Origin of the sequence: Acinetobacter sp. MF4642, assembly GCF_002018925.1 — a bacterium.
Lineage (GTDB): Bacteria > Pseudomonadota > Gammaproteobacteria > Pseudomonadales > Moraxellaceae > Acinetobacter > Acinetobacter johnsonii.
This window is the reverse complement of the sequence record NZ_MVON01000006.1, coordinates 60952-86626: the sequence shown is the minus strand read 5'-3', so window position 1 is coordinate 86626 and position 25675 is coordinate 60952. Positions and strand designations below refer to the sequence as shown.

22 protein-coding genes and 1 tRNA gene are annotated in these 25675 nt (G+C 43.3%); 17 read left to right on the top strand and 6 right to left on the bottom strand.

Going from position 1 to position 25675, the window contains the following annotated elements; genetic code table 11:
- Positions 1-57: 57 nt before the first annotated feature.
- Positions 58-1719 (top strand): energy-dependent translational throttle protein EttA, encoded by a 1662-nt coding sequence (ettA, locus tag MF4642_RS05220; protein WP_004691537.1) that lies wholly within the window; start codon positions 58-60, stop codon positions 1717-1719.
- A gap of 66 nt (positions 1720-1785) precedes the next feature.
- Here the strand turns inward: ettA and MF4642_RS05215 are convergent, their stop codons facing one another.
- The 5 genes from MF4642_RS05215 to MF4642_RS05195 form a co-directional block, all read right to left on the bottom strand.
- Positions 1786-2589, bottom strand: a complete 804-nt coding sequence (locus MF4642_RS05215) for a DUF4198 domain-containing protein (RefSeq protein WP_078425524.1) — start codon at positions 2587-2589, stop codon at positions 1786-1788.
- A gap of 150 nt (positions 2590-2739) precedes the next feature.
- Entirely contained in the window at positions 2740-3081 is a 342-nt protein-coding gene (locus MF4642_RS05210) for a membrane protein (protein ID WP_010327661.1), read from the bottom strand.
- Positions 3082-3233: 152 nt separating this feature from the next.
- Positions 3234-3309: transfer RNA gene (locus tag MF4642_RS05205), tRNA-Glu, on the bottom strand.
- Between the two features lie 92 nt (positions 3310-3401).
- The gene (gene gltX, locus MF4642_RS05200) at positions 3402-4910 is read right to left on the bottom strand and encodes a glutamate--tRNA ligase (RefSeq protein WP_078425523.1); all 1509 of its coding nucleotides are present in this window, start codon (positions 4908-4910) and stop codon (positions 3402-3404) included.
- Between the two features lie 148 nt (positions 4911-5058).
- Positions 5059-5343, bottom strand: a complete 285-nt coding sequence (locus MF4642_RS05195; RefSeq protein ID WP_004978106.1) for a hypothetical protein — start codon at positions 5341-5343, stop codon at positions 5059-5061.
- A 388-nt stretch (positions 5344-5731) separates the two neighbouring features.
- Between MF4642_RS05195 and MF4642_RS05190 the strand changes: the two genes are divergently transcribed.
- The 9 genes from MF4642_RS05190 to MF4642_RS05150 all read left to right on the top strand — a co-directional run bounded on the left by MF4642_RS05190 (position 5732) and on the right by MF4642_RS05150 (position 16201).
- Positions 5732-6730, top strand: coding sequence for a sulfate ABC transporter substrate-binding protein (locus MF4642_RS05190; protein ID WP_078425571.1), 999 nt, complete (start codon positions 5732-5734; stop codon positions 6728-6730).
- A 252-nt stretch (positions 6731-6982) separates the two neighbouring features.
- On the top strand, positions 6983-8002 hold the full coding sequence (locus MF4642_RS05185) for a sulfate ABC transporter substrate-binding protein (protein WP_039890570.1): 1020 nt from the start codon (positions 6983-6985) through the stop codon (positions 8000-8002).
- A gap of 187 nt (positions 8003-8189) precedes the next feature.
- Positions 8190-9113 carry a 16S rRNA (cytosine(1402)-N(4))-methyltransferase RsmH gene (rsmH, locus tag MF4642_RS05180; RefSeq protein ID WP_078425522.1) on the top strand — a complete coding sequence of 308 codons (924 nt, stop codon included), beginning with the start codon at positions 8190-8192 and terminating at the stop codon, positions 9111-9113.
- Positions 9113-9445 (top strand): cell division protein FtsL, encoded by a 333-nt coding sequence (gene ftsL, locus MF4642_RS05175; RefSeq protein WP_004691506.1) that lies wholly within the window; start codon positions 9113-9115, stop codon positions 9443-9445. Before rsmH ends, ftsL begins: the two co-directional genes overlap by 1 nt.
- A gap of 12 nt (positions 9446-9457) precedes the next feature.
- The gene (gene ftsI / locus MF4642_RS05170; RefSeq protein ID WP_078425521.1) at positions 9458-11281 is read left to right on the top strand and encodes a penicillin-binding protein PBP3; all 1824 of its coding nucleotides are present in this window, start codon (positions 9458-9460) and stop codon (positions 11279-11281) included.
- 7 nt (positions 11282-11288) lie between these two features.
- Positions 11289-12785 (top strand): UDP-N-acetylmuramoyl-L-alanyl-D-glutamate--2,6-diaminopimelate ligase, encoded by a 1497-nt coding sequence (locus tag MF4642_RS05165; RefSeq protein ID WP_078425520.1) that lies wholly within the window; start codon positions 11289-11291, stop codon positions 12783-12785.
- 9 nt (positions 12786-12794) lie between these two features.
- A complete protein-coding gene (locus tag MF4642_RS05160; protein ID WP_078425519.1) occupies positions 12795-14204 on the top strand; it encodes a UDP-N-acetylmuramoyl-tripeptide--D-alanyl-D-alanine ligase in 1410 nt (469 codons plus the stop codon).
- Positions 14205-15323, top strand: a complete 1119-nt coding sequence (gene mraY, locus MF4642_RS05155; protein WP_004691502.1) for a phospho-N-acetylmuramoyl-pentapeptide-transferase — start codon at positions 14205-14207, stop codon at positions 15321-15323.
- A 71-nt stretch (positions 15324-15394) separates the two neighbouring features.
- A complete protein-coding gene (locus MF4642_RS05150) occupies positions 15395-16201 on the top strand; it encodes a putative RNA methyltransferase (protein ID WP_078425518.1) in 807 nt (268 codons plus the stop codon).
- Between the two features lie 31 nt (positions 16202-16232).
- Here MF4642_RS05150 and ponA read toward each other — a convergent pair whose 3' ends face one another.
- Entirely contained in the window at positions 16233-18761 is a 2529-nt protein-coding gene (gene ponA, locus MF4642_RS05145; protein WP_078425517.1) for a penicillin-binding protein PBP1a, read from the bottom strand.
- Positions 18762-18926: 165 nt separating this feature from the next.
- On the opposite strand from ponA, the gene MF4642_RS05140 reads away from it, so the two are divergent.
- From MF4642_RS05140 to aroB, 7 genes are read left to right on the top strand one after another with little or no spacing between them, the layout of a single operon-like run.
- Complete coding sequence (locus tag MF4642_RS05140; RefSeq protein WP_058870420.1) at positions 18927-19985, top strand: pilus assembly protein PilM; 1059 nt, start codon at positions 18927-18929, stop codon at positions 19983-19985.
- Positions 19985-20641: a PilN domain-containing protein gene (locus MF4642_RS05135; RefSeq protein ID WP_005401354.1), complete on the top strand. Its 657-nt coding sequence runs from the start codon at positions 19985-19987 to the stop codon at positions 20639-20641. Before MF4642_RS05140 ends, MF4642_RS05135 begins: the two co-directional genes overlap by 1 nt.
- Positions 20638-21360 carry a type 4a pilus biogenesis protein PilO gene (locus MF4642_RS05130; protein WP_004691497.1) on the top strand — a complete coding sequence of 241 codons (723 nt, stop codon included), beginning with the start codon at positions 20638-20640 and terminating at the stop codon, positions 21358-21360. Before MF4642_RS05135 ends, MF4642_RS05130 begins: the two co-directional genes overlap by 4 nt.
- Entirely contained in the window at positions 21360-21887 is a 528-nt protein-coding gene (locus MF4642_RS05125) for a pilus assembly protein PilP (protein WP_004691496.1), read from the top strand. Before MF4642_RS05130 ends, MF4642_RS05125 begins: the two co-directional genes overlap by 1 nt.
- Positions 21888-21906: 19 nt before the next feature.
- Positions 21907-23985: a type IV pilus secretin PilQ family protein gene (gene pilQ / locus MF4642_RS05120; RefSeq protein ID WP_078425516.1), complete on the top strand. Its 2079-nt coding sequence runs from the start codon at positions 21907-21909 to the stop codon at positions 23983-23985.
- A gap of 37 nt (positions 23986-24022) precedes the next feature.
- A complete protein-coding gene (gene aroK, locus MF4642_RS05115) occupies positions 24023-24556 on the top strand; it encodes a shikimate kinase AroK (RefSeq protein WP_078425515.1) in 534 nt (177 codons plus the stop codon).
- Positions 24557-24586: 30 nt separating this feature from the next.
- Positions 24587-25672 (top strand): 3-dehydroquinate synthase, encoded by a 1086-nt coding sequence (gene aroB, locus MF4642_RS05110; RefSeq protein WP_078425514.1) that lies wholly within the window; start codon positions 24587-24589, stop codon positions 25670-25672.
- Positions 25673-25675 lie beyond the last annotated feature (3 nt).

Here is a 25675-nt window from a genome sequence, read left to right as displayed (position 1 = left end):
CCGCAAATATTTTTTCGCTTCTTGCGATTTTTTGGTTTTTCTATTGAGGAGTCCTACGTGGCCCAATATATTTATACGATGAACCGAGTGTCTAAAATGGTTCCGCCTAAGCGCGAAATCTTAAAAGACATCTCTTTGTCATTTTTCCCGGGTGCAAAAATTGGTGTACTTGGTTTAAACGGTGCAGGTAAATCGACCTTGCTTCGTATTATGGCGGGCGTAGACAAAGATTTCTCTGGTGAAGCACGTGCGCAACCGGGTATCAAAATTGGTTACCTAGAACAAGAACCGCCACTTGATCCAAATAAAGATGTCCGTGGAAACGTAGAAGATGGTTTACGTGAACCATTGGATGCTTTGGCACGTTTGGACGAAGTGTTTGCTGAATATGCAGCAGAAGATGCAGACTTTGATGCATTGGCAAAAGAGCAAGAAAAACTTGAAGCGATTATCCATTCATGGGATGCGCATAACCTTAGCAACCAAATGGATCAAGCTGCAGCTGCCTTGAACCTACCAGCTTGGGATGCAGATGTCACACTACTTTCCGGTGGTGAGCGTCGTCGTGTTGCATTGTGTCGTTTGCTTTTATCTAAGCCAGACATGTTACTTCTAGACGAACCAACGAACCACTTGGATGCAGAATCGGTGTCTTGGTTAGAGCGTTTCTTGAAAGACTTTGCTGGCACGATTGTGGCGATTACGCACGACCGTTATTTCTTGGATAACGTGGCGGAATGGATTCTTGAGCTTGACCGCGGTATGGGTATTCCATATCAAGGCAACTATTCTTCTTGGTTAGAGCAGAAGAATGCGCGTCTAGAGCAAGAGAACAAGCAAGAAGAATCTTTTGCTAAAGCATTGAAGAAAGAACTTGAATGGGTTCGTTCAAATGCCAAAGGTCAGCAAAAGAAAAACAAAGCGCGTATGGAGCGTTTTGAAGAGCTTAACTCACGCGAATTCCAACAGCGTAACGAAACTTCTGAAATCTATATTCCACCTGGCCCACGTCTAGGCAATAAAGTCGTAGAAGTCGAAGGCATCAGCAAATCATTTGATGGTCGCGTACTGTACGAAAACCTGAGCTTTACCGTACCGCCTACAGCAATTGTGGGTATCGTGGGTCCAAACGGTGCGGGTAAAACCACACTGTTCCGTATGATGACTGGTGAACAACAGCCAGATACAGGTACGGTGACTTTGGGTGAGTCGGTTAAAGTAGCGTATGTGGGTCAGATTCGTGACACCTTAGATAACAACAAAACCGTTTGGGAAGAAGTTTCTGGCGGTTTGGATATCTTAAGAATTGGCGATTATGAAATTGCATCACGTGCTTATATCGGTCGCTTTAACTTTAAAGGTCAAGACCAGCAGAAGCGTGTAGGTGAGTTGTCAGGTGGTGAGCGTAACCGTTTACAACTGGCGAAAATCCTGCAGATGGGTGCAAACGTCATCTTACTGGATGAGCCATCGAACGACTTGGATATCGAAACCTTACGTGCACTTGAGGATGCAATTCTTGTATTCCCAGGTACGGTAATGGTGGTGTCGCACGACCGTTGGTTCCTTGACCGTATTGCAACGCACATCTTGTCGTTTGAGAACGAACAGCCTGAATTCTACGAAGGTAACTATGCTGAATATGAAGCCTATCGTTTAGCGCGTTTAGGTGATGCTGCAGTTCAAAAACGGACCAAATACAAGAAAATTGGCGGTTAATACTTCCGTTAATTCAATTAAAAAACCAGCCTTCGGGCTGGTTTTTTTATGCTTAGCAATTACCGCTTAAGGCATTTTAGGGGCATTCACTTGTACGCTGATAATGGTGTAATACTGATTTTTAGGTTTTGCTTTGGCATCGACTTTTTCGCTCACTTCAATCAGGTATTGCCCAGCTTGTGCAAATGCGAGTGTGGCATGGCCTTGTGCGTCGACAGGTGTGCTTTTCGCTTGTTGCTCAAGCTCACCTTGAGCACGAACCATGAGTTCTGCATGCGCTAGGGCTTTGCCTGCTTGAGTAATTTGCAGCTGTACAGGTTGTTGTACCGTGATTTGGTTTGGATGGATTTTGAAGTTGACTTGAATTGGGGCTGGCGTTATAGCAACAGGTGAGGTGCTGTCTTTGCTCACATAGCTTTGAATGCTCCATTCGCGAACCGTAGAGACCTTGCTTGGTACTTTGCCTTTAAAGTCACTTGGAATGACATAGTCACGCTCGCTTAAGGCAGGGACTTTGTCTGCTGCGACATCAGCAAAGATTTTCCATTGACGATTATGTTGTACATATTCAATTGGATATGAGGTCTTGGCAAAAATGGTATAGGTGCCTTTTTCCGGTAGCTTAAGATCAAATGCAGTTGCAGATTCTAAGTGCTTCTGTGCTTGAATCGTAGTCTGTGTTTGGTTTGGCTGGAAAACGCTGAATGAAATATCTTTTAGGGCATATTCAGGATGAAAGGCTTGTTCTGCGTAGGCGCTCAATACAGGAATTTGGGTATTTTCAGTGTGATACGCCAGTGGAGCGACATAGGGTTCATGCGCTTGAGCCACTGAACAGAATAAGAATGTGCAGAATAGAGCGTTTTTCATAGAGACTAGGCCTAAAAATATTTGGTAAGATAAGGCTTTTGATTATATCGAGAAAAACTAACAGGTGATAATAATTATTATTTATTCTTTGGGTGGATAAAAAGGGGGTGCATAGACTCCCCCTTTTGGATGCAGGTTCTAAGTTAAGGCTTAGATTTCCCACTCATGGTCGCACTCGCGACATTTCCATTTTTTCTGAGACTGCATGAAGCCTTGCATTGAAATCTTAAAATCAGGAAGGTCACGGTAAAATAGGAAGCCTGCAATCACACACACGATGAAAACCACAACCGTTGCAATTTGTAGTGTTGAGCCAGCGCCATCCCCAAATAGCCACATTGCGATGCTAATGAGCACCAAAAGTAATAATACAAAAATGGCTGGAACTAAAAAAACCAGACTTTTAGGTACGACAGGGCGTGTTGCTGGAGCCCCTGCTTGAGCAACAGGCATAATTTTTGGGCTTTGACATTGAGGACAACGATATTGCATTACAACTCCAAAATTCGAATCTATGCTGTATTCTAATCGGATTGGAGCAGAAAGCCAAAAAAGCGTGGTAATGAAGTGCTGATAAATTTGAGGTAATAAAAAACCCAAGTCATAATGCTTGGGTTTTTTACCAGATGTTGCCATCTTAAATATGGCGTCCCTACGGGGATTCGAACCCCGGTTACCGCCGTGAAAGGGCGATGTCCTAGGCCTCTAGACGATAGGGACTTATTGAGGCATCACGTTGAGTGGTTAACACCGTCTCTCTGTGTGTGCGCTATATTAGGGATATAACGCCCATGCGTCAACTAAAAAATCAATTAAGCTTCATCAACTGCGTCATTTTTCGGCAATTTTAGGCTTTCATTAAGTTTTTCCCAAACTTTTGCTTCTTTTTTGCTTGGACCACCCACAATTTCAAGGGCATGACGTAAGCGCGCGAAGGTTAAGTCAGGGCCAATGGTGACCATGGTTTGCATCACTGGGGTCGAAGCGGTTGAACCTGCAATGGCAATAAAGAACGCTGGCATAAAGTCACGGAGCTTAATTTCCATTTGGCTGGCTAAGTCCATCAAGGTTTGGCTTACGGTGTCATTGTTCCATGTGAACATACTTTCCAAACGCCAAATCGCAAATTGCAGACTTTGACGAACCTGCTCTTCGCTCAGTTTCTTGCTTTCAAACTGTACTTTGGTCAAGCTTGGGAACTGGTTAAAGTAATGTGCAGACCAGTTCACCGCTTCTGAAAGTAAGTTGATACGAGGTTGAATCGCTGCTGCGATGTCTTCGAGCATCTTACGATCGGCTTTCCATGCCAATAAAGTATCTAACAGTTCAGCAGGGCTTAAGCCTTTGATCCATTGACCATTGAGCCAATTCAGTTTTTCCACATCAAAAATTGGACCACCGAGGGATACACGTTGAATATCAAAGTGTTCAATCATCTCCGCCAATGTGAATTTTTCGCGTTCATCTGGCATCGACCAGCCCATGCGGCCTAAGTAGTTCAACAAGGCTTCAGGCAAAACACCAATATTTTTGTAGTAGTTAATAGAGGTTGGGTTCTTACGTTTCGACAGTTTTGATTTGTCTGGGTTACGTAGTAATGGCATATGACCCAGTACAGGCATTTCCCAACCAAAGTATTGATACAGCAACTGATGTTTAGGTGCAGAAGGCAGCCATTCTTCGCCACGGAAAACGTGGGTAATTTGCATCAAATGGTCATCCACCACATTGGCAAGGTGATAGGTCGGTAAACCATCTGTTTTAAGTAAGACTTGCATGTCCACTTGTGCCCAAGGGATTTCTACTTCCCCTCGCAGTAAGTCATTGACTGTACAAATGCCTTCTTCGGGCACTTTCATACGAATCACGTGTGGCTCACCTGCAGCAAGGCGACTTTGGACTTCTTCAGCAGATAATTTTAAACCACGACCATCGTACTTTGGTGTTTCACCACGTGCCTGTTGTTCTGCACGCATTTGATCCAACTCTTCGCTTGTAGCAAAGCAATAGAACGCATGACCTTTTTCAACCAAATCCAGTGCATATTGCTTATAAATATGCATGCGTTCAGACTGGCGATATGGCGCATGTGGCCCGCCAATGTCTGGACCTTCAGACCAATTCAGTCCTAACCAACGCAATGAATCTAAAATCATTTGTTCAGATTCAGGAGTCGAACGAAGTTGGTCGGTATCTTCGATACGCAGAATAAATTCACCACCATGTTGCTTGGCATAGCATAAGTTAAATAACGCAATATACGCTGTGCCCACATGCGGGAAGCCAGTTGGAGAGGGTGCAATACGAGTACGAACAGTCATAGCCAATTATGATTCAGAATGTAAATTGAGGTCTATTATAACGAAAAAGCCCGATCACTTAATGCTTAATTCAACATTCAGTGATCAGGCTTTAGTACGCAAATGTCATAACTTGAGAGTGGTTATGACGCTGTGGCTTATTTTTAGTTTAGAGGAACAATGATTGCACAAAACGGCTAAAGCGCTGGTTTTGTGTAGCAAAGAAATTTTGTGTCGGTGCAACTTTGATTGAGGTCATGATTTTTAAATCATTATCCGTCATCGTAGTTCGGTCACTGCCTTTTTGTTGGCTGAGCGCTTTTTCAATCAACGATGTTTTTTCAGTGGGCATCGTGGCTTTGTCATTGCTTTGAATGGCTGCACTATGTCCCAGTTGGCTAAAACAAGCCAAGCCGATACTCAACGTAACGGTATGTAAAAATGTTGCTTTCATGTCCTTTTCCCCCTCTCAACATGGTATTGGAACAGATTTTTATTAAAGTCATTGGTAATCTAGTTTCAATTTAACCGATTTTACAAATAAAAAAGTAGAACTGTGTCACACAATTTACAAAATTATAAACAAATTTGGGCTAAATTGACATTTAAACATCAAATATAAATCATTTGGCTTTTTGTACCAAATAACTGTGGAGATAGCATGGAGATTTTGAACTTGATCTGTAGATGATGGATATGGGGTTATCCTTAAAAGTGCACAAAATAGTCCTTTTAGAGATATCTTTTTATCAGATATAAAAGCCATAATTAATTATAATTATATGATTGTATTGATTTTTTGTTGTTTATATAGTGAGCAAATTCAGTTCGAGTATAAAGCAATGAAAAAAATATTAGCGACATCTATTTTAGTATTACTTGGGGGCTTTGCAGCCAGTGCTTATGCGGCAAAAGATTTTTTAAATGTGTCTTATGACCCGACCCGTGAGTTTTATCAAGAATATAACCAAGCCTTTGGACAGTATTGGAAAAGCAAAACTGGGCAGGAGGTCAACTTTAAACAGTCTCATGGTGGATCGGGCAAGCAAGCACGTGCCGTTGCAACGGGTCTACAAGCAGATGTGGTGACCTTGGCCTTGGCCAATGATATTGATGAAATTGTGAATACTGGACAAATTGATAAAAACTGGCAAAAAGAATTTCCAAATAATTCTGCACCTTATACTTCAACCATTGTTTTTTTAGTGCGTAAGGGTAATCCGAAACAAATTAAAGACTGGAATGATTTAACCAAGCCGGGGGTTGAGATCATTACCCCAAATCCAAAAACAGGCGGTGCGCCGCGTTGGATCTATTTATCGGCTTGGGGTTATGCGTTAAAACAACCGGGAGGTAATGATGCTAAAGCCAAAGAATTGGTGAAAAAACTTTATCAAAATGTCAAAGTCCTTGATTCAGGCGCGCGAGGTTCATTGACCACGTTTGCTGAACGAAGCATAGGTGATGTGTTGTTGTCTTGGGAAAATGAAGCCTTACTGGCAACTCAAGGCCTAGGTAAAGACAAATACGATATTATTTATCCTTCTATTTCGATTTTAGCAGAGCCGTCAGTTGCGATTGTAGACAAAACCGTGGATAAAAATGGCAATCGAAATTTGGCCAAGGGCTATTTAAACTATCTGTATTCGCCAAAAGGTCAGGAGTTGGCGGCGAAGCATTTCTTCCGTCCACGAAATAAACAAGTGGCGACCAAATACCTTGCTCAGTTTCCAAAGCAAAAAACCTTTAATATTAATGATGTCTTTGGAGGGTGGGCCAAAGCGCAGAAAACTCACTTTGTAAATGGTGCGATCTTTGATCAGATTTATACTGAAAAATAAACGTGCTGTGGTTTGACGCGATCACGTTCGGACATCAAAGTGGATATGTGCATATCCACTTTTATTATATTTTAAGCATAAAAATGTATATAATAAGAATAAGTAAAGTGTTTGCTATTATTTTAAATAAAAACAATTCATTAAGTCTCAGTGGTTCTAAAATAACGAGTATTTAAAAAACAAAAGTGAATTGCGATTTATGATTTTGTTTCATATATTTAGCATAATTCTTGATATTTAATTTAATACGCCATGAAAACGCATTTGAAATCTCTCTGGGCTGCTGCCGTAGTGGCAACAGGTTTAACATTCAGTATGACATCAGCTCAAGCGGCTGACCGTACTATGCTCAATGTATCCTATGATGCAACACGTGAATTTTACGATGAGTTCAATAAATCCTTTGGTGCTTATTGGCAAAGTCGTACAGGACAAACGGTCGATTTTAAACAGTCACATGGGGGTTCAGGTAAACAAGCCCGTTCGGTCGTGGATGGTCTAAAAGGGGATGTGGTGACCTTGGCCTTAGCCAATGACATTGAAGAAATTGTTAAATCGGGTCAAATCCAGCCGGGTTGGCAAAAAGAGTTTCCAAATAACTCTGCACCTTATACATCGACCATTGTGTTCATGGTACGCAAAGGCAACCCGAAAAAAATTAAGGATTGGTCTGATTTAACCAAACCGGGTGTACAAATTATTACGCCTAATCCTAAAACAGGCGGTCTACCGCGTTGGGTGTATCTGTCTGCTTGGGGTTATGCACTGAAACAACCTGGTGGCAATGAGGCCAAAGCCAAAGAGTTCGTGGGTAAAATGTACCATAACGTGAAAGTCATGGACTCTGCGGCACGGGCATCTATGACCACCTTTGCAGAACGTCGTATTGGTGATGTGTTATTGACTTGGGAAAATGAAGCCTTAGTGACACAAAAAACTTTAGGTAAAAATCAGTTCGATATTGTTTATCCATCGATCTCGATTTTAACCGAGCCTTCGGTGGCAATCGTGGATAAGACCGTGGCGAAAAATGGCAACAAGTGGTTAGCACAGGGTTATATCAACTATTTATATTCACCACTGGGTCAGGAAATGGCGGCGAAACACTTCTATCGTCCGCGTAATGCTGCGGTTTTAGAAAAATATAAAGCGCAATTTCCACCGTTAAAAACCTTCACCATTGATGAAGTGTTTGGTGGTTGGGCCAATGCTCAAAAGACCCACTTTGTGAATGGGGCGACCTTCGACCAAATCTATAATAGCCGTAAATAATCCAGTTAATTATTTCAGCTACTACTTAAAAAGCCTCCCTTGGGAGGCTTTTTTGATAATGAATGCCGTTTAAAAACGGTTTTGTCTATGAAAAGTAATATTTCCCTACAAAAAGTCGTTTGGAGCTTTGTTAAAACAAGGTAATAATGTGCAGTTACATTTTTCCTTCCGATCATATTGAGTCTTTATGTCGCATATTTCTGTATTACTTCACGAAACTGTTGATGCTTTGGTAGCAGATCGCAATACAGGGATTTTCATTGACGGGACGTTTGGTCGTGGCGGACATACACGCTTGCTGTTGTCTAAGCTGGATGAAAATGCACGTGTCTATGGTTTTGATAAAGACCCGCAAGCACTGGAAACAGCCGCAATTTTAGAACAAGAAGATCCACGGTTTAAAATTATCCATGCCAGCTTTGCTGACCTTAAACATGAGTTAGAAGTACGCGGTATTGGCTTGGTAGATGGCGTTATGGCCGATTTGGGCGTGTCTTCACCGCAGCTTGATCAGGCGGAGCGTGGCTTTAGTTTTATGAAAGATGGCCCACTGGATATGCGTATGGACAATTCAAAAGGTCCAACTGCAGCGCAGTGGTTGGTCAATATTGAGGAAGAGGCGTTAGCCAATATTATTTTCCAATACGGTGAAGAGCGTTATAGCCGTCGTATTGCCAAAGCTATTAAAGCAGCTGGGTTGATTGAAACCACAGCGCAGTTGGCTGAAATTGTGAAAGTGGCACACCCGAAATGGGAAAAAAATAAACATGCCGCAACACGAACTTTCCAAGCAATTCGTATTGCCATTAATAAAGAATTAGAAGATATTGAAGTTTTCCTACCGCAAGCGGTAGACATATTAAAACCGAATGGTCGCTTGGCTGTGATTAGCTTCCATTCCTTAGAAGATCGATTAATTAAACAATTTATTCAAAAAGAGTCGACACTTGAGGAAGACATGGGTTGGGGTATGCCCCAACAACGACCAGATACACGTCGTTTAAAGAAAGTATCACGTGTGAAAGCAAGTGATGCCGAGGTTAAAGCCAATCCACGTTCACGTAGTGCATGGCTTAGAGTTGCAGAGCGCTTAGCACTTAAAGGCGAATAATGAAAACTGAAGTCGTTGAAAAAATTCCAACAAAGTTAAAGTTTAAGAAGCTGATTGCCTATGTCATTTTATTGGTGCTGGTGTTTATCAGTGCCATGATGGTGGTGTTTCAAGTGTTTGAATACCGTCATGACTATCGTGAAATGAGCTCTTTTATGCGCGAGCGTGATGATTTAAATGCAGAGTGGGGCCGTTTGCTGATTGAACAGCAAACTTTTGGCGCAACTGCACAAATTGGAACGCGCGCGGTGACGCAACTGCGGATGTATTCACCACCTGCGGCGCAAACCGTAGTGATTTCTTTACCCACGACTTCAGAAGACAAAAAATAAGGCCGCTGTAACATGGTAGAAAAGCGTAAACCCACTCTTAAAAAACAGCAAGCGGTGACTGAAAAATCGGCTCTACAGGTTGAAATGTGGCGCTTTTATCTCATGTGGGCGGTGGTTTTAGCCTGCTTTATTGCTTTGGTTGGACGTGCTTTTTACGTACAGGTCATCAATACTGAATTTTTGCAAAATAAAGCCAATGCCAATATTTTAAGAACTGAAAAAATTAAGGCCATGCGCGGTGTGATTTATGACCGTCATGGTGTGCCTTTGGCGATCAGTACGCCGATTATGAAAGTGGTGATTGATCCACGTGATTATTTTGATAATAAAAAACTGTTTGATGAAATTACCGCTGAATTAGCCAAAGATCCACACAATCGTAAGTTGAAGCGTCAATTACCAGACAAAAACCTAAATCTGGATGAACTGGCTGATGCCGTGGGCATGGATCGTGCGGAACTGAAGCGGAAACTGAATGAACGTCCGCGTTCGCGCTACTTGGTCTTGAAAAAAGAAGTGCCACCTCAGCAAGCTGAACTGATTGCAAAACGTGAGTTCCAAGGGGTGTATACCGAAAAGAACTACAAACGTTACTATCCGCAGCCACAACCGAATGCGCAAATTATTGGTTTAACCAACAGTGAAGGTTCGGGCATTGAAGGTTTAGAAATGCAGCTGAATCAACGCCTGTCGGGTATTGATGGTGAGCAGCAAATTGTTCGAGATAAAAAGGGCAATCGTTTTAAAGATGCAGAGGTAGTTAAAGAAGTTGAGCCGGGCGAAAATATTACGCTCAGTATTGATTCGCGCCTTCAGTACATTATGTACCGTGAACTGACTGCTGCGGGTGTAGCCAATAATGCTCGTTCTGCCACAGCAATTGCGGTCGATGTGAAAACGGGTGAAATTTTAGCGATGGCGTCGTGGCCGTCGTATAACCCGAACGATAAAAATAGTTTGTCCAATAAAGACGCCATGCGTAACCGTGGTGCGGTTGACTCTTTCGAACCGGGTTCAACCATGAAGCCTTTGACCATTTCAATGGCTTTGGAAAGCGGCAAATATATGCCGAATACGGTGGTCAATACCACTCCGGGTTCAATGCGAGTCGGTAACCATACCATCCGAGATACGCATAACTACGGTCCACTAACTTTGGGCGGGATTATTCAAAAATCGTCTAACGTGGGTGTGGCTAAAATTGCCTTGTCTCTCCCTTATGCAACTTTACCGACTTTTTATAAACGTCTCGGTTTTGGTCAGCGTTCTGCAGTTAAATTCCCAGGTGAAAGTGGTGGTTTAATTCTTCCGCCAAGTAAATGGAATGTATCGGAAGTCGCGACCATGGCGTATGGCTATGGCTTAAATGCGACTGTGCTGCAACTGGTGGATGCTTATGCCATGTTGGCTAACAAAGGTGTGAAAATGCCTTTGAGTTTGTATAAGTTAGATGCGCCGCCCCGTGGTGAACAAATGATTGATCCAAAAATTGCGGATCAAGTTTTGTTGATGATGGAAACGGCAACCTTACCGGGTGGTACCGCGACTCGTGCAACCATTCCGGGCTACCGTGTGGGGGGTAAAACAGGAACCGCGCATAAGTTACGTGCTGACCGTAAAGGCTACTCAACCAATGAATATCGTGCACTTTTTGCCGGTGTTGCACCAGTCAGCGACCCGCGTTTAGCGATGGTGGTTGTGGTCGAAAACCCGCAAGGGACCTACTATGGTGGTACGGTGTCTGCGCCTGTATTTGCCCGTGTTATGCAAGAATCCTTACGTTTAATGAACGTGCCTTTAGATAAACCTTTAGATGCTCCTGTAATCAAGAGATAGGTGATGAATGTCCATTACATTTCAACAACTCTACACCGCTAACTTAAGCGCTGAATGGATGGCACAGCCATTTCAAGGTTTTGTTCTTGATAGTCGTAAAGTACAGGCAGGGCAAATTTTTATTGCGCTGACATCACTTTCACAACCTGAGAAAACAGAGCAGTTTGCGCAAATAGCCTTGGACAAAGGGGCTTTAGCAGTGGTGAGTGAAACTGAGCTTGCACTTGCAAACAGTATTGTGGTGCCGAATGTACGCCACTTGATGGGGGGCTGGCAAAAGCAATTTTTGTTGGCCACTAGCCAAGTACAGCCTGCTCGTATTTTAGCGGTGACAGGAACCAATGGTAAAACCACCATTTCTCGTTTAGTCGCAGAACTGTTGATGCTACAAGGCAAATCATGTGCGGTAATGGGCACGACAGGTAATGGCATTTTGCCCAATTTAGAAGCATCGTCGCATACCACCTTGGATGCGCTGCATCTACAAAATGCACTACATAGCTATGCCAAGCAAGGTGCTGAATTTGCATCGATTGAAGCCTCTTCACATGGTTTGGAACAAGGCCGTTTAGCGGGCAGTGAAATTGAAATTGCTGCATATAGCAACTTAAGTCGCGACCATTTGGACTACCATGGCACGCTTGAGGTCTATGCCGAAGCTAAATCTCGCTTATTTCAATTTCCATCATTGAAAGTTGCAGTCATCAATCTGGATGATGAGCATGCTGGAGTCATGATTCAAGCGGCACAAAATAATCCAGCCCAACCGAAAATTTTAACCTATTCAACCACGCAGCCTGCTGATTATCAGGTGAAGAATATTCAATATAGTTTGACGGGTGCGAACTTTAGCCTGTGTACGGCACAGGCCGAATATCAGGTACAGAACCCATTATTGGGTCATTTTAATATTGAAAATTTGGTCGCCAGTTTAATTATGGTTGAACAAGCGGGTTTTGATTTAGCCGATGTGGTTGCTACGACAGCACAGCTCAAGGGTGCGCCAGGTCGTATGCAAGTGATTCGTGATGATGCGCGTTTGTTTGTGGTTGATTATGCGCATACGCCTGATGCTCTGGTGCAAGTCTTAAGTACGTTGAAGCGCCATGTAGAACAGCAACTCTGGGCAGTATTTGGCTGTGGTGGAGACCGCGATCGTGGTAAACGGCCACTCATGACCCAAGCTGCTTTAAATGGAGCGGATGTGGTGTTGTTGACTTCAGATAACCCACGTACAGAAAATCCTGATCAAATTTTTGCCGATATGAAAGCAAGTGTTGATTTCTCAAACCGTGTGGTTCATGAAATCCATGATCGTCGTGAAGCGATTAAATTTGCCGTTCAACAGGCCCAAGCGGGTGATATTGTCGTGATTGCCGGCAAAGGTCATGAAAACTATCAAGAAATAGAGGGTGTTCGGCATTGGTTCGATGATGTCGTTGAAGTGCAATCCGCGATTGATGCACAGCACCACACTACTGATTCTGCTTATCCTGCACACTAAGGAAGTCGTATGCATACCTCAACAACCAGCACAGTGCCTTTAGTGTCATGGACCGCCGCACAGTTGCTCGAAGCTACCCAAGGTTATTGGCTAAATGATCAAGCGCCAAATACTGAAATTAAGCGTATTTTGACGGATTCACGTGATGCAGAAGCAGGAGATGCTTTCTTAGCACTCAAAGGCGAACGTTTTGATGCACATGCTTTTATTACGCAAGTTGCTGAACAAGGTTGCCAAGTGGCCATTGTGAGCCAGCCTATAGATGCAGAGATTTGTCAGTTGGTGGTGCCTGATACACGTTTGGCATTGGGACAACTGGGGGCTTATCGTCGTGCACAAAACCCACAGCTAAAAGTGATTGCGCTGACGGGTAGTAGTGGTAAAACCACCACCAAAGAAATGTTAGGCAGTATTTTGTCACGTATAGCACCAACGTTGGTGACCCGTGGCAATCTGAATAACGACTTGGGGGTGCCAGTCATGTTATTGGAATTACGTCCTGAGCATCAATATGCAGTGATGGAGTTGGGTGCAAGCCATCAAGGTGAAATTGACTATACTTCGAATTTGGTCCAGCCCTTGGTGGCGGGCATTATCAATATTGGCACAGCACACTTGGGTGAGTTTGGTGGACGCGATGGCATCTGCCGTGCTAAGTCTGAGATTTATGCGCATATTGCTCCAAATGGCACATCAATTATTCCTGCAGCCGATGATTTTGCCAATAGCATTCGCCAAGCAGTGCAAACTGAACAGGTGCTCAGCTTTGGTGCGGGTGGTGAAATCTTTGCCACTGAGATTGAGTTACAGGCACAATCTGCAACGTTTAAGCTAAATACCCCGCAAGGCGTGCGTCAGGTGAATTTGCCGTTTGCTGGGGAGCATAATGTTCAAAATGCAACTGCTGCGGCAGCTTTTGCTTTAGCGATTGGTATTAGCTTGGATGATATCGTGCTTGGCCTTGAGCAAGCGGTCGGTGCAAAAGGGCGTTTGAACTTTATTCAACAAGGCCGTCATTTGTTAATTGATGATACCTACAATGCCAACCCAACCTCTATGCGTGCCGCTGCTGAAGTGCTTGCACAGCAAGAGGGGGTTCGAGTGATGGTGATGGGTGATATCGGTGAGCTAGGTAGCTCTGCTGCACAGCAGCACTATATGCTGGGGCGTGATTTGGTCTCAGTGAAAGGGCTGAACTTCGTGGTGGCTGTCGGTGAATTTGCACCTGCGGCACAAGAAGGCGCACGCAGCACCCAATATGGCAAAAAAATGCAGGCTTTTTTGAATCAAGAGCAGGCTTTGCCGTTCTTACTCAGTTTAATTGAAACACATCAACCCCAGTCTATGAGTTTCCTGTTTAAAGGTTCTCGTTATACCCATATGGAAACGTTGATGGCTGATTTGATGGAGAAACTCTAAATGTTGTTATGGTTATTTGAACAACTGGCGGGCTATCATAGTTCGTTTCAGGTGGTTCGTTATTTAACATTGCGTTCTTTGCTCAGTGTTTTAACCGCACTGACCATTGGTCTAGTGCTCGGTCCTGTGATGATTCGCAAGTTGCAAGCACTCAAATATGGTCAAGCCGTGAGTTCATATGCTCCTGAAAATCATGCCAAAAAAATGGGTACACCAACCATGGGTGGGGTGCTGATCTTACTCTCAATTGGTATCTCCACACTGTTGTGGGCAGACTTATCCAACCCTTATGTATGGATTGTCTTGGCAGTGATGGTGATTTTTGGTGCAGTGGGTTGGGCCGATGACTGGATCAAGATTCGCTATAAAGACAATGCTGGCTTACCTGCCCGTAAAAAGTTCTTCTGGACGTCGCTTGCGTCACTGGGCGCAGGTATTGCGCTGTATGTAATTGCGCAACAACAGAGCAATCCTGTACATACTGCAAATATGCTGGATCTGCTGATTCCATTTTTTAAAGATTTAAGTATTCCTTTGTCGGTGATCCCGTTGGGTATTGGTTTTATCATTTTCACCTATTTGGTGATTAATGGTGCATCAAATGCCGTGAACCTCACTGATGGTTTGGACGGTTTAGCGATTATGCCTGTGGTGCTGGTTGCAGCGGGTTTAGGCGTATTTGCATATTTGGCTGGTGATGTCCGTTTTGCCAATTATTTACATATTCCTTATGTGCGGTTTGCTTCTGAATTGGTGGTGATTTGTGCAGCTATGATTGGCGCGGGTCTAGCTTTCCTCTGGTTTAATGCGCACCCTGCACAGGTCTTCATGGGCGATGTGGGTGCATTATCATTGGGTGCAATGCTCGGTACAATCGCTGTGATGGTTCGTCAGGAAATTGTCTTTGCCATTATGGCTGGTGTGTTTTTGGTCGAAGCGATTTCAGTCTTCTTGCAAATTGGCTCTCTCAGAATGCGCAATAAACGGGTATTCCTGATGGCGCCATTACACCACCATTATGAGAAAAAAGGCTGGCGTGAAACCCAAGTGGTGATTCGTTTCTGGATTATCACAATTATGCTGGTAGTTTTAGGGCTAATGACCTTAAAATTGCGTTAAGCAAAAAGTATGAAAAGAGTCGGTATTTGCCGGCTTTTTTTTATGCCTGAGGTAACGTCTTGGAGAAAATAATGAATCTGCTCATGTGTCCTGTGTGTCGTGAGGCTTTAACTTTAAACGAAAGAACATGGCGCTGTGCGAATTCACATAGTTATGATGTGGCGAAACAAGGCTACGTCAATCTGCATGTCGTTCAACACAAGCACAGCAAAAATCCGGGGGATACGCCTGAGTCGGTACAAGCCCGCCGTGCCTTCTTAAGTGCAGGTCATTACGCGCCTTTACAGCAAGCAGTGGTCAATAAGGTGCGTGAGTTACGTATTGAAAATTTACTCGATATCGGCTGTGGTGAAGGCTATTACACCGATGCGATGCAAGCTGAAGTGCTGCAATGTGTCGGTGTAGATATTGCAAAAAATGCAGTGCAAGTGGCTGCGAAAATCAATAAAAATATCACGTGGGTGGTGGGTACAGGAGCAACTTTAGCCGTGTTGGACCAATCGATTGATCTATGTAGTAGTTTGTTTAGCCCGATTCCAAAACAAGAGATTTTAAGGGTGCTCAAGCCGCAAGGATATTTATTGGTGGTGACGCCTGCGCCTCAGCATTTGTATGCCATGCGTGAGGCCTTGTTCGAAGAGGTGAAGCCGCATGAACCGAGCAAATTTGTAGAGCAGTTGAGTGATGCGTTTGATTTGGTGAGTGATGATGTTGTCGATGCTGAATTTAAGCTTAATCAGCAGGACTTAAAAAACCTGATTGCCATGACCCCTTATGCCTATAAAGCAAAACAAGAGCGCCGTGAAGCTTTAGAGTCGCAAGCAGCTTTTGACTTACAAGCACAGTATCAAATTTTACTGTTTCAGAAAAAAGCATGAGTATAAAAAAGCCCGCATCTGCGGGCTTTTATTATTGGACTTGATCAATTAAATGATCGAGCGCATCTGATTTAGGTTTCGGTTGTTCTTTGGGTGCTTGCATGGTGGGTGGAGTACTATTCTTTGGAACTAGTGTTTCCTCTTCACCTGGCAAATCATCAAAGTCACGCTCAGGAGCACGTGGAACCACCACTGGTGCAGGGCGATACAACGGCTGCGCCAAAGGTGGGGTTGGTCCTAAGTTGCTCTGAGGTGTTTCTTTCTGATGGCGTTGAATCGGTGCTTTGGCTTTGGCATCGAGTTGAACCCAAGCCGAAGGCGTGCCTTGTAAGGCTTTGGCCATGAAATCTGTCCATATTGGGAGCGCAGCCACACCGCCGTATTCGCGGCGTCCTAAGGTCGTTGGTTGGTCGAAACCGACCCACGCTACGGTCACCAATTTGCCATTAAAGCCAGCAAACCAAGCATCTTTTGCATCATTGGTGGTTCCTGTTTTTCCGCCCAAGTCATCTCGTCCAATACGTAGCGCAGCACGGCCTGTACCATGTTGAATCACGTCTTTTAAAATATTCGCCATATCATAAGCAGAGCTGGATTTTAAAATACGTTGCGCTTGACGATAGTCACTGTTGATCTCAATAGGATTTGCCGATTTTTCAGCAGGGTTCAGCTCTTGGTTGGTGACTTCAATTACTTCATCATCAGGCGTGATGGTGTCAGCAGACTGAGGATTTGATTCTTGTTGAGAGATACAACTGATACATGCATATTCAGGGTTGTTCTGATAAATGACCTTGCCATAGGCATCTTCAATACGATTGATGAAGTGTGGTTGAATACGATAACCGCCATTGGCAAAGGCTGAGTAACCTGTGGCCATTTGAATCGGTAAAACCTGAGGTGTTCCGAGTGCAATGGTGTAGTTACGGGGAATCTGTTCATCGGTTAAGCCGAAGTCCATGAACAATTGACGTGTCCGTTCAATGCCCACGGTTTGCAGGAGTCGAACTGACACGGTATTCCGAGATAGATAGAGTGCACGACGCAGGGGAATCATGCCTAAATAGCGACCATCGGCATTACGTGGTGACCATTTCCCAATGGTAATTGGGCTGTCATTGACCATGCTATACGGTGTCATCCCGCGCTCTAAAGCGAGTGCATAGACAAAGGGTTTAATAATCGAACCTGGTTGGCGCCAGCCTTGTGTGGTTCTATTAAATTTAGATTGATAAAAGTTATAACCACCGACCAGTGCTTCTACAGCGCCATTGTTTGGGTTAAGTGCAATCAGCTGGCCCTGAACTTTAGGCAATTGCACCAAAGCCCATGAGGTTTTGTTGTCATTGGGGCGCAGACGTACAATGTCTTTTACTTTAACAATCTGAGATGCTCTTGATGGTGCACCGCCTACGGCATTCGCGTTGCGATAAGGACGTGTCCAAGACATGCCAGACCATGGTACGGTTACCGTTGAGCCATCTTGCATTAAGGCATCAAAACTATTTTGATTCACACGGGTAACTTCGGCAGGGAAGGTGTTGGCAAATGCACTAAAGCTACTTAAGGGTTTGTCATGAGCTTCCGCACCACGCCAACCATGACGACGGTCATAGGCTTCTAAACCATCTTGTACCGCTTGTTCGGCATAGGCTTGGCGTTCACTGTTGATGGTGGTGTAGACCTTATAACCAGAGTCAATGGCATGCTCGCCGAACTTTTCAATCAGTTCGCTGCGGACCATTTCACCGATGTAGGGAAATCGGTTACTTACCCCGCGGTCAGGCATATCGAGGTTAATTGGTTCAGCAATCCCTTTTTCATATTGGCTTTGGTTAATATAGCCTAGTTGGAGCATACGACCCAAAATCCAGTTACGACGTTCTAAAGCACGTTCGGGGTTGACCACTGGATTGTATTTAGACGGCGCTTTAGGCAGACCTGCAATCATTGCCATTTGTGCAATGCTGAGTTCGTCTAAGCTTTTGTTGTAGTAAATTTTAGCTGCCGCTGCGATACCGTAGGCATTTTTACCCAAGAAAATCTTGTTGACATAGAGGGTTAAGATTTCCTCTTTCGTCAAATTTTGTTCAATTTTTCGTGCCAGAAAAACCTCAGTCAACTTACGTTTTAACGTACGCTCGGGACTGAGATAATAGTTTTTTGCCACTTGCATGGTGATGGTCGAGCCACCCGTTTGGACGTTTGACCCAGTAATACTTTCACTGACTGCACGCCCTAAACCTTTAAAACTGATACCACTATGCTCAAAAAAAGAAGAATCTTCCGCCGCTAAAAAGGCATGAATAAAACTTTGTGGGATCTGATCATAATCTACGGGTACAGATAGCTTGCCACCGTATTCCGAAATGAGTTGGTTATCCGCACTATAAACTTGTAAAGGTTTTAGTAATGGCGCCTTTTTTAGAGTTGTCATTTGCGGCAAAGATGGGGCAATATAGAGATACATGCCATAAAAACCCATTGGAATTGAGACCAACATTATAATAATGATCAAAAAAAATGGATGAACACGGCCCGAACAAGATAGCTTTTTCATAACAAGTAAGTTTTAATAAGAGCTAATGGCAAACTAATTAGCGGTCAGTATATCCTGTACACATACGGAATGTTAGATGAGTTATTGTATCCGTATAAAATTATAGACGCGGACTAATTAGTGGGTTACTTTTTTTGGGGATAAAAAAATAATAGGAATGATACTGTGCTCAGGTTATATCGTAAGCCAAGTAAGGGGTTAATAGGAGTAGATATTAGTTCGACTTCTGTTAAGGTATTGGAACTTTCTGTTAAAAACAATCGGTATTGGGTGGAGAGCTATGCACTTGTCCCTTTACCAGAAGGAAGTGTGGTCGAAAAAAATATATTGAATCCAGAAGCAGTTGGTGATGCCCTTGAGCGTGCGGTAAATTTGGCCAATGTTCAATCGACAGACGTAGCACTGGCAGTTCCAACCTCCATGGTGATTACTAAAATCATTGAAATGGATGCCGATATGAACGATGACGAACGTGAAATTCAGATTCGTGATGATGCTGAGCAATATATTCCATTCCCATTAGATGAAGCGAGTTTGGACTTTGAAGTCCTTCCAGATCGTTTAGCCAATCCCAATCGTGTCAATGTACTCCTCGTTGCAACCCGCATTGAAAATGTAGAGGCGCGATCCGAAGCATTGGAGTTAGGTGGTTTAACGCCTAAGATTGCCGATGTTGAAAGTTTCGCCATTGAAAATGCATTCAAAGTCTTTTCAGATACGCTTCCAATGGGCGTAAATACTGTTGGGATTCTGGACATCGGTCATACCATGACCACCTTATCTGTCATGCAGAATAATAAAGTCATTTATACCCGTGAGCAGGTGTTCGGTGGTAAACAACTGACTCAAGAAATTCAAAACCGTTATGGTTTGTCTTTTGAAGAAGCTGGACGCGCCAAAAAAAGCCGTACTTTGCCTGACGACTATGATATTGAAGTACTTGAACCTTTTCTTGAAGCTGTGGTGCAACAAGCAGCACGTTCTTTGCAGTTCTTCTTTTCGTCCTCTCAATTTAATGAGATCGACCATATTTTATTGGCAGGGGGGAATGCCAATATTCCAGGACTGGCGAAGTTATTACAACAAAAATTAGGTTATCGGGTCACTATTGCCAACCCATTTTTACAGATGGGCTTTTCTCCACAAATCGACATTAAAAAAATTGAAAATGATGCTTCATCACTCATGGTGGCATGTGGGTTGGCATTGAGGAGTTTTGATTAATGGCAAAAATAAACCTACTCCCTTGGCGTGATGCGTTAAGAGAGAAACGAAAAAAAGAATTTATTGCCTATTGTGTTGGGGCTGCATTAGTTGGGGTTTTAGCTGTTGCTTTGGCTTGGTTCTTTTACAGTCAAAAACTGGAAGATCAGGAACAGGCCAATCAGTTGGTGGTGAGTACCAATCAAAACTTAGATGTCCAATTAAAGTCATTGGAAGGTCTGCAAGAACAGCGCAATGCGATTGTTGAGCGGATGAAGTTGATCCAAGGTTTGCAAGGTCAACGTCCTGTGGCTGTTCGTTTGGTCGATGAAATGGTACGTGTCACACCAAGTAATATGTACATTACTAAGTTTGTGCGTACGGGTGATAAATTTACCATTGAAGGGAAAGCGGAAAGCCCGAATACAGTTGCGGAATTCTTACGAAATCTCGAAGCATCTGCGTGGTATCGCAATGCCTTTATGAATTCATTCTTGGTTGCTGAAGAGAAAAAAGATAAAGCACCAAGTTCCATTGTGCCTCGTGTTGAAGAAACCTATGGCACCTTTGTGGTCACGGCAGATTTAGATGAGATTGCACAGCCAGTAGCACCTGATGCGACGACACCTGAAGCCGCAAGTACAGTTAATAATTCAACAGCGGGGGCAGCACAATGAGTCGCGATGAATTTGAAGAATTAACATCAGAAAACCATGCTGTAACCAAGAAAAAAATGACGGTTGATAAGTTTTTTCAACAGTTTAATACCTTAGATCCAAACAATTACGGTAGTTGGCCCTTTTCAGTCAAATTGACTTGTTGGATCTTTATCATTTTAGTAATTGGGGCATTGGGTTATTTTGTCGTGATTAAACCGAAGCTTGATGCGATTTCAAATGCACATGCACAAGAACAAAATTTACTGAATGAGTTTCGTGAAAAAGATTCAAAATTACGTAATTTGCAGCAATATCAAGCGCAATTGCAAGAAATGGAAGCCAATTTTAATCAGCAGTTAGAACAGCTGCCGAAAGAAACTGAAATTCCTGGTTTGGTTGAAGACATTAACGTGAGCGGCGTAAATTCTGGATTAAAATTTAAAAATATTCGTTTAGAGCCAGAAATTCGCCAAGAGTTCTTTATCGAACAGCCGATTTCTATTGAAGCGACGGGTGATTATCATTCTTTTGGTTCATTTGTCAGTGGAATTGCAGCTTTACCGCGTATTGTGACCTTGCATGACTTCGATATCTCAGCATCAAGTAATAATGAGAAAAAGACGGATATTCCGCAAATTTCATACAGTGTAAAGGCTAAAACTTACCGCTATGTCGGGGCGACAGCTGCTGCAAGTGTGGAAAATACAGCTAAAGCAGATGCAGGAGGTGCTCAGTAATGAAATATCAAAATCTCATGCTTAGTCTCTGCGTTGGACTATTTCTTATCGGTTGTGATTCACGTATTGATGCGGTCAATATGCAAATGGCTGAAATTCGCAATCAGCCACCATTGCCGATTGAACCTGCGCCAGATTTTCCACCTGTACCGACTTTTAATTATGCCGCACATCAATTAAAGAGTCCGTTTATGCCAAGCTCATTGGCAGCTGAATTGAAAATTATGGCTGGAAAGCGTGTTTATCCAAACTTATCTCGCCAATTACAACCTTTGGAAAGTTATGCGATTGAATCGCTTAACATGAAAGGTAGTATGCGCGGGCAAAATGGACAAATTTTGGCGTTGATTCAAACACCTGATGGTGAAATTGAACGCGTGCAGCGTGGTAGTTATTTGGGGATGAATCATGGTCGTGTGATTAATATCACCGCCACACAAATTGATTTGATTGAAATTATTCCGGATGGGCGTGAGGGCTATGTCGAGCGCCCGAGAAGCCTAGTATTAATTGGGCCGGCGCCTTAAAAAAGGAAAAGGAATAAAAATGAATAATAGTGCTAAAGATTTTATATTTGGGGATGGCAATACGATGAACCATATGTTCCGTCAGTTTTCAATGGGTGCAATTGCAATGGCGGTGATGCAGGCTGCAAGTGCGCAAGTCAGTATTACGAATATTGTGCCGATGCAAATTCCGGGACAGGGAACAGAAATTCGTGTCATGTTCAACGGTTTGCCACCACAGCCGCAAGCCTATCAGTTGGAACAGCCATCACGTTTGGTTTTGGATTTTGATAAAGCACAGCAGAGCTTAAAACAAGGCAGCATTGCGGTGGCAACGGCTGAAGCAAGTACAGTAGATGTAACTTCAGATGCGCAGCGTTCACGTTTAACTGTAAATTTGGCTGATGCCGGTGCATTTACTACACGTGTTGAAGGTAATACCTTTATTCTGAAAATTAACTCAGTGAACCCAGCGCTAGCAACACCTGTTGCTGCAGCGCGTTCAGAGCAAGGTATTTCAAATATTGGATTCCAACGTGGTTCAGACGGCGAAGGCCAAGTTGTCATTGATTTAAAAGGTAGCAATACCCCTGTCGATGTGAAACAACAAGGTAGTAAAATTGTGGTGCGCGTTTTGGGGAATAAAATTCCTGCCCACTTATCACGCCGTCTCAATGTGAATGATTTCGCCACGCCTGTATCGACCATTGATGCACAAAACGATGGTAGTAATGGCCTGATCACAATTCAATCGAATGGCAGTTTTGAATATATGGCTTATCAGGCAGAAGATAAGCTCACCATTAGTTTAAAGCGTCCTGAAGATAAAAATCCAATGAAACCTAAAGCACCAAGTGCTTATACGGGCAAAAAGATTTCTTTAGATTTTCAAGATATTGAAGTGCGACGTGTATTACAGCTCTTAGCTGATTTTACAGGCATTAACATGGTGGCTTCGGACACAGTACAAGGCAATATTACCTTGCGCCTTAAAGATGTTCCGTGGGATCAAGCACTTGATATTATTATGAAAACCAAGAACTTGGATAAGCGACGAAATGGTAATGTGATTTGGATTGCACCTGTAGCTGAGCTGATCAAATCTGAGGAAGATGAAGCCAAAGCTATCGCGCAAAGTATTAAGCTTTCACCAATACAAACCGATTACATTCAATTGAGTTATGCAAAATCGGCGGATGTATTGAAGTTGTTAGAGGACTCTCGTGATAGTAAAGGAAGTGAGTCGAACCGTACAGCGGGTTCAGAGTCATTGGCTTTGGAAAGTTTATTGAGTGCTCGTGGTAGTGCAGTTTCTGATTCGCGTACCAATACTTTAATTATTAATGATACGCAGCAAAATATTGACAAGATTCGTCGCATGATTGACTTGCTGGATGTCGCAGTGAAACAGGTGATGGTCGAAGCGCGTATTGTCACAGCATCAACAGACTTTTCTCGCGAATTGGGGATTAAGTGGAGTGCGAAGAAGCTTAGCGGTAGCCCGGTATGGGGCGGAGACTTCCAGCCAAGTTTTGATTTGGGTGTGGATTTAGCAACAAACACTGCTGGTACGTTTAACTTTGGGTTATTGAAAATTTCAGACTATATGTTGAACCTTGAGTTAAGCGCGCTTCAAGCGGATGGTCATGGTGAAGTCTTGTCGGCACCTAAAGTACTGACTGGTGATAAACAGAAAGCCTATATCTTGCGTGGTACAGAGATTCCTTATCAAACATGGAGTGCGACGGAAGGCTTAAAAACCGAATTCCGTGCGGCTAACTTAAAGTTAGAGGTGACTCCAAGCATTACCCCTGATGGTAAAGTTCAAATGGCGCTCATGGTTGAGAAAGACTCGATTGGTGATATCACCAATGATGGTCTTGCGATAGATACCAGTGAATTACAAACCAATGTGTTGGTAGACGATGGTGAAACCGTCGTGCTTGGTGGTATTTTTGATGATACGAAACGTAATGACTATCAAAAAGTACCATTCTTAGGAGATTTGCCTGTGGTGGGTAACTTATTTAAGAATAATGTCAAAACGACGATACAAACGGAGTTATTGATTTTTGTGACACCACGAATTGTTAATGACAGTGTTTCAAGAAATCATTAATATATTTTCAATTTGAACAAATCTAAAAGGTGACTCCTTGCCAAGCAAAGAGTTTGAAACCCTACCAAATATTTATTTGGTAGGCCCTATGGGGGCCGGAAAAACAACGGTAGGACGACATTTAGCTGAATTGTTAGGACGTGAATTTCTTGATAGCGATCATGAGATTGAGCGTAAAACAGGGGCAACGATTCCATGGATCTTTGAAAAAGAGGGTGAACTTGGGTTTCGTAGTCGTGAAACGGTTGTAATCGATGAGTTAACCTCTCGACCCAACTTGGTCTTGGCCACAGGTGGTGGGGCGGTGACTCAGGCTCCAAATCGCGCATTCCTAAAACAGCGAGGTATCGTTGTTTATCTTTATACTCCTGTAGAGATTCAACTACAGCGAACCTATCGTGATAAAAATCGCCCACTGCTTCAAGTGGAGAATCCTGAACAAAAGTTAACTGACTTACTCTGCGTTCGAGATCCTTTATATCGTGAAGTTGCCCATTATATTATCGAGACCAATCAAGGGGCTGCACGAGATCTTGCGCAGCGTATCTTAAACTTGATTCTTGTAAAGTAGTTTTGATTCAGTTTTGAAGTGATTTGATCCATGCAAACCTTATATGTTGAACTTGGCGAACGCCGTTACCCGATCTTTATTGGCAGTGATTTAGATCCGAAAGCTTTACTTGAGCCGTATATTCAAGGGCGCCAAGTGATGATTGTGAGTAATGAAACGGTTGCGTCTTTGTATTTAGCGCGTTACGTGGCAGCAATTGAAGCTTTGGGAAAAACAGTTGCAACGTGTATTTTGCCCGATGGTGAAAAATATAAGAATATTGAGCACCTCAACCTGATTTTTGATGCATTGTTAGCGTCAGGCTTCAACCGTGATTGTACAGTTTTAGCTCTAGGTGGCGGTGTGATTGGTGATATGGCGGGCTTTGCTTCGGCATGCTTCCAGCGCGGAGTCTATTTTATTCAGGTGCCAACGACACTTCTTTCACAGGTTGATTCGAGTGTCGGTGGTAAAACAGGGATTAATCATCCGCTGGGTAAAAACATGATCGGGGCATTTCAACAACCGCAAGTGGTCTTGGCGGATATGTCTCAACTTAAAACGCTGCCACCACGTGAGTTATCAGCAGGTTTGGCAGAAGTGATTAAGTACGCACTCTTGGGAGATGCTGACTTTCTCACTTGGTTGGAACAATATATAGATGATTTGGTCCAGGGTGATGAAGCTGCACTGGCTGAAGCTGTGTATCGTTCTTGTGCCCATAAAGCGCGTATTGTTGCCAATGATGAAAAAGAACAAGGCGAGCGTGCCCTATTGAATCTTGGGCATACTTTTGGACATGCGATTGAATCTTATTTAGGCTATGGTGAATGGCTCCATGGTGAAGCTGTGGCAACAGGTATGGTGATGGCAGCAGATCTATCGCAGCGTATGGGATGGATTAGTGCAGAAGATTTGGTACGTACAAAAAATATCATTCAACGCGCGAATTTACCGATAGTATGTCCGCAGATTCCTCTCGATGACTTTTTGGCATATATGGCTCATGATAAAAAAGTCTTGAACGGGCAATTGCGTTTGGTTTTGATGCAAGCGGTAGGGCAGGCCATCATTACCAAAACATTTGATGTAGAATTGATGAAACAGGCGATTTTAGCCAACCAAGAGCAGGCATAACTT